Source organism: Agromyces sp. NDB4Y10 (assembly GCF_001620055.1).
Lineage (GTDB): Bacteria > Actinomycetota > Actinomycetes > Actinomycetales > Microbacteriaceae > Agromyces > Agromyces indicus.
Map to the genome: position 1 here is coordinate 1 of NZ_LQGY01000023.1, position 10,766 is coordinate 10,766.

General features: G+C 75.8%; 12 protein-coding genes and 1 pseudogene. 6 read left to right on the plus strand and 7 right to left on the minus strand.

Annotated elements, in window-relative coordinates:
• Positions 1–253: pseudogene (locus AVP42_RS16640) on the plus strand (hypothetical protein); the annotation flags it as partial.
• 29 nt (positions 254–282) lie between these two features.
• Here the strand turns inward: AVP42_RS16640 and AVP42_RS05740 are convergent.
• Positions 283–1,047: an SDR family NAD(P)-dependent oxidoreductase gene (locus AVP42_RS05740; RefSeq protein ID WP_067947005.1), complete on the minus strand. Its 765-nt coding sequence runs from the start codon at positions 1,045–1,047 to the stop codon at positions 283–285.
• 41 nt (positions 1,048–1,088) lie between these two features.
• On the opposite strand from AVP42_RS05740, the gene AVP42_RS05745 reads away from it, so the two are divergent.
• Positions 1,089–1,676, plus strand: a complete 588-nt coding sequence (locus AVP42_RS05745) for a 2-phosphosulfolactate phosphatase (protein WP_067947007.1) — start codon at positions 1,089–1,091, stop codon at positions 1,674–1,676.
• On the opposite strand, the gene AVP42_RS05750 is transcribed toward AVP42_RS05745, so the two are convergent.
• The 3 genes from AVP42_RS05750 to AVP42_RS05760 all read right to left on the minus strand — a co-directional run bounded on the left by AVP42_RS05750 (position 1,673) and on the right by AVP42_RS05760 (position 4,091).
• On the minus strand, positions 1,673–2,287 hold the full coding sequence (locus AVP42_RS05750) for an ABATE domain-containing protein (protein WP_067947009.1): 615 nt from the start codon (positions 2,285–2,287) through the stop codon (positions 1,673–1,675). The genes AVP42_RS05745 and AVP42_RS05750 overlap by 4 nt on opposite strands.
• Positions 2,288–2,387: 100 nt before the next feature.
• Entirely contained in the window at positions 2,388–2,885 is a 498-nt protein-coding gene (locus AVP42_RS05755; protein WP_067947011.1) for a SprT-like domain-containing protein, read from the minus strand.
• A gap of 66 nt (positions 2,886–2,951) precedes the next feature.
• Positions 2,952–4,091 carry a sorbosone dehydrogenase family protein gene (locus AVP42_RS05760; protein ID WP_157356742.1) on the minus strand — a complete coding sequence of 380 codons (1,140 nt, stop codon included), beginning with the start codon at positions 4,089–4,091 and terminating at the stop codon, positions 2,952–2,954.
• A gap of 47 nt (positions 4,092–4,138) precedes the next feature.
• Between AVP42_RS05760 and AVP42_RS05765 the strand changes: the two genes are divergently transcribed.
• The 4 genes from AVP42_RS05765 to AVP42_RS05780 all read left to right on the plus strand — a co-directional run bounded on the left by AVP42_RS05765 (position 4,139) and on the right by AVP42_RS05780 (position 8,104).
• The gene (locus AVP42_RS05765) at positions 4,139–4,900 is read left to right on the plus strand and encodes a LamB/YcsF family protein (RefSeq protein WP_067947015.1); all 762 of its coding nucleotides are present in this window, start codon (positions 4,139–4,141) and stop codon (positions 4,898–4,900) included.
• 8 nt (positions 4,901–4,908) lie between these two features.
• Positions 4,909–5,544, plus strand: a complete 636-nt coding sequence (locus tag AVP42_RS05770; protein WP_231878553.1) for an allophanate hydrolase subunit 1 — start codon at positions 4,909–4,911, stop codon at positions 5,542–5,544.
• The gene (locus AVP42_RS05775; protein WP_067947028.1) at positions 5,541–6,401 is read left to right on the plus strand and encodes a biotin-dependent carboxyltransferase family protein; all 861 of its coding nucleotides are present in this window, start codon (positions 5,541–5,543) and stop codon (positions 6,399–6,401) included. Before AVP42_RS05770 ends, AVP42_RS05775 begins: the two co-directional genes overlap by 4 nt.
• Before the next feature lie 68 nt (positions 6,402–6,469).
• Positions 6,470–8,104: a glycoside hydrolase family 10 protein gene (locus AVP42_RS05780; protein WP_067947020.1), complete on the plus strand. Its 1,635-nt coding sequence runs from the start codon at positions 6,470–6,472 to the stop codon at positions 8,102–8,104.
• A 116-nt stretch (positions 8,105–8,220) separates the two neighbouring features.
• On the opposite strand, the gene AVP42_RS05785 is transcribed toward AVP42_RS05780, so the two are convergent.
• Genes AVP42_RS05785 through AVP42_RS05795 form a run of 3 tightly spaced genes read right to left on the minus strand, consistent with a single transcriptional unit; the run spans position 8,221 to position 10,673 of the window.
• Entirely contained in the window at positions 8,221–9,075 is an 855-nt protein-coding gene (locus tag AVP42_RS05785; protein WP_082847036.1) for a spermidine synthase, read from the minus strand.
• Between the two features lie 24 nt (positions 9,076–9,099).
• The gene (locus tag AVP42_RS05790) at positions 9,100–9,858 is read right to left on the minus strand and encodes a spermidine synthase (protein ID WP_067947023.1); all 759 of its coding nucleotides are present in this window, start codon (positions 9,856–9,858) and stop codon (positions 9,100–9,102) included.
• Positions 9,859–9,884: 26 nt separating this feature from the next.
• Positions 9,885–10,673: a hypothetical protein gene (locus tag AVP42_RS05795; RefSeq protein WP_157356743.1), complete on the minus strand. Its 789-nt coding sequence runs from the start codon at positions 10,671–10,673 to the stop codon at positions 9,885–9,887.
• Positions 10,674–10,766: the final 93 nt, after the last annotated feature.

Sequence of the window (10,766 nt, forward strand, 5' to 3'; positions counted from 1 at the left end):
GGGCGCGCGCGGAGCGCTGCCGGGCGCGATCGCCATCGCCGAGAGCCAGATCGCGGTCGCCCGCGCCGCCATGGAGCGCGCCCGCGCCTTCGCCGGCGCCGATGCCCGCACGCGCCTCGCGGAGGCCGAGCGCCAGCTCGGGATCGCCCGGCGCGAGGCCGATCCGGTCGAGGCGCTCGACGCCGCCCGGCGTGCGGCCGCCCGGGCGAGCGACGCCGAGGCGCTCGCGCACTACGCCGCCCTGCACCGCTGAGGTGCCGCCGCGGCATCCGTCGCGAGCGACTACTTCCCGCCCGAGATGCGGATGTCGGTCGCGGTGACGTACGACGCGTCATCCGACAGCAGGTAGGCGACCGCGCCCGCGATCTCGTGCGGCTCGCCCGGGCGGCCCATCGGGATGCCGCCCGCGCGCTCGTCGGGTGCGTTCGGCCGGCCGGCCGCCGCGTGGATCTCGGTGCGCGTCGTGCCCGGCGAAACGGTGTTCACGCGCACGCCCGAGCGGGCGAACTCCTTGCCGAGGCCGAGCGTCATCGTGTTCAGGGCGGCCTTGCTCGCCGCGTAGGGGATGTAGGTGTCGGGTGCGCCGTGCGTGGCTGCGCCCGACGAGATGTTCACGATCGACCCGCCCGCGCCCCCGCGCTCGGTCGACATGTGCGCGATCGCCGACCGGCACAGCGCCATCGGCGCGAGCACGTTGATGCGGAGCACCAGCTCGGCCTCCTCGATCGACCCGTCGAGGAACGGCCCGATGCGACCGGTGATCCCGGCGTTGTTGACCAGCCCGGTGACCCGGCCGAAGCGGCGGACGGCCTCGGGCACGAGCTCGGCGCACGCGTCGAGGTCGGCCTGGTCGAGTGGCAGCACCTCGACGCGCGCGCCCGCGGCGCGGCATCCGTCGGCCACGCGTTCGGCGTCGTCGCGGCGCTCGCGGTACGTGAGGACGAGGTCGTGGCCCTCGGCGGCCAGGCGCTCGGCGATCGCGGCGCCGATGCCGCGGCCGCCGCCGGTGATGATCGTGACGGGTCGGGCGTCGACATGCGAGGTCATGCACCCACCCTACGAGCGCCGCCGTCGCGTAGCCTGTCGCGGTGAGCGAGACGACCCCGGCCGCGCCCGCAGCGCAGGCGAAGTACCAGGTGCGGTTCGACCAGGGCCCCGACGCCGTGCACCGCATCGCCGACGGCGTGCACGTGGTCGTCTGGGTCGACCAGACGACGGATGCCGCAGCCGACTCGCCGGCCGACGCGCCGATCGTGCCGCGGGCGGTGCTCGACGCGGCCCCCGACCACGCCGCGGTACTCGCCGCGAACCTCCGCGATGCGGCGGCCGCCGCCGCGTGGATCCTCGCCGAGCAGGAGCGCCTGGGACGCCGGGCGTACCTCGCGATCGTCGCGGCGGGCCGAGCCGACGGCGGGTTCGCCGCCGACGACGTGCTCGCCGCCGGCGCCGTCATCGACGCGCTCATCGAGCTCGGCATCGACGACACGTCGCCCGAGGCCGCCGTGGCCTCCGCCGCGTACGCCGGGCTGCGCCGGGCCGTGGCGCACCTCGCGACCGCGTCGGCCGAGGGGCGCCACGCGATCGAGGAGGGCGTCGACCCGGCGTCGCTGCGACGCGAGGCCGCTCGCGATGCGTCGGCGAGCGTGCGCGTCGCCCGCGCGGGCGCGCCGGCCTAGGCCGCCGTCAGCTGCACCTTGCCCGACTTGCGGGCGCGGTGCGCGCGCACCTTCGCCCGGTTGCCGCACCGCTGCATGGAGCACCAGCGGCGGCTCGCCGCGCGCGAGGTGTCGAGGTAGACGATGCCGCAGTCGCCCGCGCACACGCGGACCCGGCCGTCGTTCGCCGCGCCGAAGCAGTCGACCGCGTCGCGCGCGATCGTCGAGAGCGCCTGGGCGACCGTCTGCACGGAGCGACCGGCCTGGCGCGAGCCGCCGTCGAGCGTCGGCGGGATGTCGGGCGTGGCCGCGTAGAGGTTCACGACGTCGACGTCGGCCGGGCGGAGCTGCTCGCCGCGCCCGGCCGCGAGGGCGAGGCGGGCGATCGCGTCGCGCAGCGCGACCGCGTCGAACAGGTCGCGCGACCGCGCGGTGCCGACGGCCATCGGGAACCGCTCTCGCATCCACGCGCTGAGGTCGTCGGGCGCGTGGAGGCGCTCGGGTGCGACGGCGACGGGCAGGCTGCCGGTGTAGGCGAAGTCGAGCGCGAACGAGCCGGAGTCGAACCACCACCGGCCGCTGTCGTCGGTGAACCACTGGCCGACTGGGATCGAGACGGTCGAGACTGGCACCGCACCAACCTACCCGTTCGGCCGGGCCCGTTGCTCCCCGAGGCGGTGACGGATGCCGCGCCGCGCATGCGTCGGCCGACGATCCGCTCCGCGCCCCGGGCTACTCGGCGGCGGCACTCGCCGCCGCGCGCCGCATCGCACCCGTGATCTCGCGGCGGCGCCACACGATGAGGTTGGCGCGGTCGAAGCCGCGTCGGCACAGCCCGCAGCTGAGCGGCCGGGACGGAGCCCGGTACCGGTAGTGCTCGTGGCCGGACGGGCAGTGGCCGACCCACGGGGCGAGCTCGTCGGCGACCGCGCCGTCGTGGGTGCGGCGCCCGACGTAGCCGAGGGAGGCGGCGGTGCGCGCCCACTTCGGACCGTGCCCGGCGCGCGGCCCGGCGATCGCGTGCGCGACCTCGTGGAGCAGGATCTGGTGGATCTCGTCGTCGTCGTACCGCGCGGCCAGGTAGCGGGAGACCGAGATGCGCTTCTCGGAGTAGTTGCACAGCCCGGCGCGCTTCTTCGCGTTGTCGAACTCGAACGACCACACGGACGGGTCGAGGTGCAGGGCGATGAGCGCCTCTGCCCAGACCCGAACGCGTCGGAGATCCGCCATGCGAACGACAATAGCGCCGACCTCCGCGATCGCCACCGATTTCGGCGGCGCCGCGTGCGGGGGCGTTCAGTCCGTATCGGACACCCGGATGCGCAGCAGCCGGTCGTCGCCCTCGCGCGGCGAGCCGCGTCCGTCGGTGTTGTTGGTGAGGGCCCAGAGCTCGCCGTCGGGTCCGGCGATGACGTCGCGGAACCGTCCGTACTCGCCGGCGTACGTGTCGACGACGTCGGTCGGCGACGTGATCGCGGGGGAGGCCCACCAGAGCCGTTCGCCCCGGAGCGCGGCGACCACGACCGTGTCGCCCACGACCGCGATGCCGCTCGGGCTGGCCTCGCCCGTGGGCCATTGGACGGCCGGGTCGGTGAACCGGGCCTCGTCGGCGCGGCCCTCGACCTCCGGCCAGCCGTAGTTCCCGCCCGGCACGATCCGGTTCAGCTCGTCCCACGTGTTCTGGCCGAACTCCGCCGCCCACATGCCGCCGGCGGCATCCCACGCGATGCCCTGGACGTTGCGGTGGCCGAACGACCAGACGAGCGAGTCGAACGGGTTGTCCGGCGCCGGCTCGCCCTCGGGCGTCATGCGGAGGATCTTGCCGCCGAGCGACTCGAGGTCCTGCGAGGAGTCCCGGTCGCCTGCGTCGCCCGTCGTGACGTACAGCAGGCCGTCCGGGCCGAACGCGAGCCGGCCGCCGTTGTGGTTGCCTGCCCGGGGGATGCCCGTGAGCACCGGCTCGGCCCGGCCGAGGCCGAGTTCGCCGGTGACGCCGGTGAGCGGCATCCGCACCACCCGGTTGTCGGAATCGGACGTGAAGTAGGCGTACAGCGATGCGGCGTCGTCGGCGTCGCCCGGCCGGTGCGCGAGGCCGAGCAGGCCGCCCTCGCCGCCGACCGCGACGCCCTCGACCACGCCCGCCTCGCGGAGCGTGCCGTCCTCGAGCACCTCGACGATGCGGCCCGAGTCGCGCTCGCTGACGAGCACGCCGCCGTCGGGCAGGCGCACCACCGACCACGGCGCCTCGAGCCCCTCCGCGATCACCTCGGGCGCGCCCGTCGGGGCCACCGCCGGCGGGCTGGTGGGCGCCGGTTCGGTGGGCGAGGGGACCGAGGTCGCCGAGGGCGAATTGACCACCGGCCCCGAGCCGGGGCCCGGCGCGCACCCCGCGAGCAGCACGACCGACGTCGCCGCCGCGAGAACCCGTGCGCGCATGCCACCTCCCCGGTCCAGTCTGCGCGACGCGACGGCAGAATGGGAGCATGGAGCGGGCCATCGACCTGAACGCCGACCTCGGCGAGGGGTACGGCGCGTGGCGCATGGGCGACGACGACGCGATGTTCGCCCTCGTCACGAGCGCCAACGTCGCCTGCGGATTCCACGCGGGCGACCCGCTGACGATGGCGCGGAGCGCCCGCCTCGCCGTCGAGCACGGCGTCGCCCTCGGAGCCCACCCCGGCTACCGCGACCGCGCCGGGTTCGGGCGGCGCGAGCTCGCGGTGACCCCCGAGGAGGCGGCCGCCGAGGTCGTCTACCAACTCGGGGCGCTCGCGGCGGTCGCGCGCACCGCCGGCACCGCGGTGCGGTACGTCAAGGCGCACGGCGCGCTCTACCACCGGCTCGACGCCGACCGGGCCGCCGCCGTCGCGGTCCTCGAGGCGCTCGCCGCGTTCGATCCGGCGATCGTGGTGCTGGGGCCGCCCGCGGGCGAACTCGAGCGCGCGGCGGGGGAGACCGGCATCCGCTACGCCCGCGAGGCGTTCATCGACCGCGGCTACCTCGCCGACGGCCGGCTCGTGCCGCGCACGCATCCCGGTGCGCTCGTGCACGATCCGTCCGCCGCCGTCGACCGCGCACTCGAGCTCGTCGAGACGGGCGGGGTCGCGGCCCACGACGGGAGCCGGGTCGAACTCGAGCCGGACTCGCTGTGCCTGCACGGCGACACCCCCGGGGCGGTCGGCCTGGCGCGCGCCGTCCGGGCCGCGCTCGACGCCGCGGGTCACGAGCTGCGTCCGTTCGCATGACCGGCCGGGTGCGCCTCCTGCCCTCCGGACCGGGGGCGCTGCTCGTCGAGGTGCCGTCGGCGGCCGACGTGATCGCGCTGCGCGAGGCGCTCGCCGCATCGGCTCCCGACGGAGTCGTGGAACTCGTGCCGGCGGCGCGCACCCTGCTCGTCGTCGTCGATCCCGCGAGCCTGCCCGTCGACACCGCGGCGAACTGGGTGCGCCGCGTCGCCGAGTCGCCCGACGACGCGCGGGCCGCGGCCGCCTCCGGCTCGCACGGACCGGCCGTGGTGGTCGAGGTGGACTACCGCGGCGACGACCTCGCCGACACCGCCGACCTCCTCGGACTCTCGCCCGAGGCGCTCGTGGGTCGGCACGTGGCGACCGAGTGGCGGGTCGCGTTCATCGGCTTCGCTCCGGGCTTCGCGTACCTCATGGCCGACGACTGGCCCTTCGACGTGCCGCGCCTCGACGTGGCCCGCACGCGCGTTCCGGCGGGTGCGGTGGGGCTCGCCGCGGGCTTCTCGGGCGCCTACCCCCGCGAGAGCCCGGGCGGCTGGCGCCTGGTGGGGCGAACGGATGCCACGCTGTGGGACCCGCGCGCCGACCCGCCGGCGCTCCTCGCACCCGGCCGCACCGTGCGATTCCGGGCGGTCGGACCGTGACCGCGCTCCGCGTCGAGGCGGCGGGGTCGGTGCTCGTCCAGGACCTGGGCAGGCCCGGGCTGGCGCACCTCGGCGTGGCCGGGTCGGGGGCTCTCGATCGCGGCGCGCTCGCGCTCGCGAACCGGCTCGTCGGCAACCCGGACGACGCGGCGGGGCTCGAGGTGGTGCTCGGCGGGTTCCGTGCGGTGCTCGACGCCGATGCGTGGGTCGCGGTGGCGGGCGCCTGGGGGCCGATGCACGTGGGCGGCCGGCCGGCGTGGCCGTACCGCGCGCATCGAGTCCGCGCGGGGGAGGTGCTCGAGCTGGGAACCGCCGAGCGGGGCCTCCGGTACCTGCTCGCGGTGCGAGGCGGCATCGACGAGCCGCCCGTGCTCGGCTCCCGGAGCCGCGACACGCTGGCCGGGCTGGGGCCCGAGCCCGTGCGCGCCGGGCGCGTGTTGCGCGTGGGCGCCGAGCCTGCGGCATCCGTGCCCCTGCTCGACGAGGACGCCGCCTACCCGCCGCCGGCGGGCCCCGTGACCCTGGGCCTGCTGCCCGGGCCGCGGGCCGACTGGGTGACGGACGTCGCGCTCGCCGCGCTCTACGAATCCCCGTGGCGGCTGTCGGCGTCGGCCGACCGGATCGGAGCGCGACTGGAGGGGCCCGCGCTCGCGCGCGCCGTCGTCGACGAGCTGCCGAGCGAGCCGACGGTCGCCGGCGGCATCCAGGTGACGGGGGCGGGCGTGCCGACGGTGCTGCTCGCCGACCGCCCGGTCACGGGCGGGTACCCGGTGGTCGCGATCGTGGAGCCCGCCTCGCTCGATCGGCTCGCCCAGGCGCGGCCGGGTCAGGAGCTGCGGTTCCGTCACGCGAGATGAGTCTGGAAATTGTTCGTCAACTCGGGCATAGTGACTGGAAGTAATTTCCGTCCCTACCCGGAGGATCGATGACGCCCTTCCGCACTCCCGAACCCGCCAAGCCCGCCGAGCCCGCCGTCGGCGTCGACCGGCGCGGCTTCCTCACGCTCGCCGTCGCGGGCGCGGCCGCCTCGGCCTTCACCGTCACCATCGGCACCATGGCCGCGCCGACCTCGACGGCGCACGCCGCCGAGGGCGCCGCCTTCGCCCCGCGCAAGCGCGAGCTCCGCGCGATGTGGATCTCGTCGGTCGTGAACATCGACTGGCCCTCGCGCACCGGCCTCTCCGCCGACCAGCAGCGCGCCGAGTTCCTGCGCTGGCTCGACGTCGCCGAGCAGTTCCGGCTCAACGCGGTCTTCGTGCAGGTGCGACCGACCGCCGACGCCTTCTGGCCGAGCCCGCTCGAGCCGTGGTCGCAGTACCTCACGGGCGTCCAGGGACAGGACCCCGGCTACGACCCGCTCGCCTTCATGATCGACGAGGCGCACGCGCGCAACCTCGAGTTCCACGCCTGGTACAACCCGTACCGCGTCTCGATGCAGGCCGACCCCGCCAAGCTCGTCCCCGAGCACCCGGCCAGGCAGCACCCCGAATGGGTCTGGGCCTACGGCGGCAAGCTCTACTTCGACCCGGGCCTGCCGGAGGCGCAGGAGCACATCCAGCGCGCCATCCTGCACTCGGTCGAGCACTACGACCTCGACGGCGTGCACTTCGACGACTACTTCTACCCGTACCCCGTGGCCGGGCAGACGATCCCGGATGCCGCGACCTTCGCCACCCACGGCGGCGGCTTCACCGACATCGCCGACTGGCGTCGCCACAACGTCGACGCGTTCGTGCGGACGATCTCCGAGCGCATCAAGCAGGCCAAGCCCTGGGTGAAGTTCGGGATCAGCCCCTTCGGCATCTGGCGCAACCGCGCCACCGACCCGGCGGGCTCGGAGACCGCGGGCTCGCAGTCGTACGACAACCAGTACGCCGACACCCGCCGATGGGTGCTCGAGGGCTGGCTCGACTACATCAACCCGCAGATCTACTGGCAGTTCGGGCTCGCCGTCGCCGACTACCTGAAGCTCGTGCCCTGGTGGGCCGACCTCGCGGCGGAGTCCGGCACGCACCTGTACATCGGCGAGGCGCTCTACAAGGTCACCTCGGGCGTCTTCACCGACCCCGCCGAGCTCGCGAACCACCTCGACTTCGATCGCGAGATCGACGCGGCCGGCACGCCCGTGCACGGCAACGTGTACTTCTCGGCCAACCACATCCCGGCCGACCCCAAGGGCTCGATGAGCCTCGTCCGCGAACGGCACTACGCGCACCCCGCGATCGTGCCCGCCATGGAGTGGCTGCCCGCGACGGCCGTGCGACCGCCCGTGCTCGCGAACGTCTCGCGCACCGACGGGGGCGTGCGCCTCGCGTGGAACGACGCCGCCCCGGGCTCCGTGCGCGCGACCTCCTTCGCGGTGTACCGCGTGGCGGGCGACGGTCCGGTCGACGTCGAGGACGCGACCGCGCTCGTCGCCACCCTGCGCGCGGTCGACGGGGTGCGCCAGACGTGGACGGACGCCGCGGCCGAGCCGGGGCGCACCTACTCGTACGCGGTCACCGCGCTCGACCGGGTGTGGAACGAGTCGGCACCGAGCGCCGTGCGCACCGTGCGCTGAGACCGCGGCCCGGGGTCGGATCGGGGGACGTCGATCGACCGGGCCGCTGCGGCGGACGAGGGGACTCGAGCCCCCTCGTCCGCCCGGGCGGGGCGGCCGCTGGGGGCCGCCCCGCTCTACCGCTTCGAGACGAAGACCGAGCGGGACGGCGGCGGGGACGGGATCGCCGTGGCATCCGTCACCACCGGCGCGCCCGCGATGAAGCGCGTGAGCTCCTCGCCCTCGACGAGCTTCGCAGGGGCCGGGTCGCTCGCGAGGCGACGGGGCAACGCGTCGAACGGCAGCGGGTCGGCCGAGGCGTACATGACGACGTTGCCGAAGCGCCGGCCCTTCAGCATGCCGGTGTCGGCGGCGATCGCGACGTGCTCGTGGACGTGGGCCAGGGTCGCCGCCTGGGACCGGGCGAACGCGAGCCCGGCGCCGTCGGCGACGTTCACGACCACGATGCCGCCCGGGGCGAGCCGCGGGGCGATGAGCGAGTGGAACTCGGCGCTCGTCACGTGCGCGGGCGTCCGCGCGCCCGAGAAGATGTCGACCACGACGACGTCGACCGTGCCGGTGAGTCCCGCGGGCAGCTTCGCGAGCACCTCGCGCGCATCGCCGTGCCGAACGCGCAGCTGCGCCCCGCGCGGCAGCGGCAGCCGCTCGCGCACGAGGTCGACGAGGTCGGACTCGAGCTCGATGACCTGCTGGCGCGAACCGGGGCGCGTCGCGATGACGTACCGCGGCAGGGTGAACGCCCCGCCGCCCAGGTGCACGGCCGTGATGGGCTCGCCCGCCGGGCGCACGAGGTCGATCGCGTGGCCGATCCGCCGCACGTACTCGAACCCGAGCCACTCGGGGTCCTCGAGGTCGACGTGCGACTGCGGGGTGCCGTCGACGTAGAGCGTCCACGCGCCGGGGCGCGTGCGCGACTCCTCGAGGCGCGCGACGTGGCCGCTCACGGCGAGGCGTCGTTCCAGTTCCGGCACGGATGCCACGCTACCGCCGCTCGCTCAGCACGCGCCCCACAGCACGACGTCGAGGCGCGCCCCCTCGAGCAGCTCGGCCGGGAACGGACCGGCGTCGCGGAGCCGCTCCCGGACCCGCTCGGGCATGGACGGGCCCGCGACGAGCACCGCGTTCCCCTCCTCGGCGCCGGACAGCACCGCCGGATCGCCCGCGACGAGCAGCGCGGCGGCGGGGTCGGCCCGGGCGAGGGCCCGCGCCTGCGCGGCCAGGCGCGTCCCGCCCGCGGCGTCGGCGACGTTCACGACGAGCACGCCACCGGGTGCGAGCCGCTCGAGGCACGCCCCGAGGAACTCCGGACCGTCGACGAAGGCGGGCGCGTCCAGCCTCGTGTAGAGGTCGACGATGACGAGGTCGAAGCGGGCGCCGTCGGCGGCGAGCCGTGCGACGGCGTCGCGCGCGTCGGCGACGACCACGTCGATGCGCGCCTGCCCGGGCAGCGGCATCCGCTCGGCGACGAGCTCGACGACGCGCGGGTCGGCCTCGACGACGACCTGCGTCGAATCGGGTCGCGTCGCCTCGACGTACCGGGCGAGGCTCATCGCGCCGCCACCGAGGTGGAGCACCGCGATGGGCGCCCCCGGGTCGGCGATCGCGTCGACGACGTGGCCGATGCGTCGCACGTACTCGAAGAAGAGGCGCGTCGGGTCGGCCGCGTCGACGTGCGACTGCGCGGCCCCGTCGACGAGCAGGGTCAGCCCGGTCGGCGAGAACACGTCGCGTTCGAACTCGATGCGGGATGCCACGCCTGCATCGTGGCACGGCCCGCCGGTCAGGTCGAGGCCCCGAGTCGGCCGAGCGGGGCGCGCATCGCGCGCGCGGCCTCGTCGGGGCTCACCGTGCCCTGGAGGCGCAACCACTCGATCGCACGCCGACGGTCGTCGAGGAGTCGCGTGCGCTCCGCCTCGGGGAGCGCCGCGATCGCCTCGTCGAGGGCGCGGTCGCGGTCGAGACGGTCGCCGGGGGATGCGGCATCACGCGGCCGCGGCGGGGCGGTCCGGTGGGGGAGCACACGGGCGAGGACGACGTTCGCCAGGCCCAGCGCGGCGACGGCCGCCGCGAGGCCGACCCACGCGGTCCAGGCGGGCACGTCCTGGCGAGCGCCCACGAGCGCCGTGCCGATCCCGATGAGGACGGCGAGCACGGCGGTGCCGCCCCCGATGCCCGCGGCATCCGGTCGCCCGCGCAGGGCGCGGACCAGGAGCCCGAGCTGGAGCACCGCCGCGACGAGGAGCGAGACGCCCGCGACGGGGACGGCAACGGCGCCGTCGACGTCGCGCACGCCGAACGCGTCGCCCGACAGCGTCGCGAGCCCCCAGATCGGCGCCCAGACGATCGCGAGCAGGACGACCCCGCCGAGGACGATGCCGACGCCGAGCATCGCGCGGAACCCGGGTCGCGAAGCGCGCACGCCGGCTGCCGCAGGCCCCATCAGGCGGAGCACGGCCGGGTGCTCGCGCAGCACGTGCGCCTCGAGCTCCGACCACGGCACGCGCGCCCCGCGCGGGAGCGTGCGCGCCCACTCGGCCGCGGTGGGGATCTGCCGCGGGGCGCGCCTCACCGGCCGGCCCCGCCGGGCGCCGCGGCGTCGACGACGGATGCCGCCCGGGCGGCCGGGTCGGGCCACGCCTCCCCGGCGCGGAAGCCGACCCTT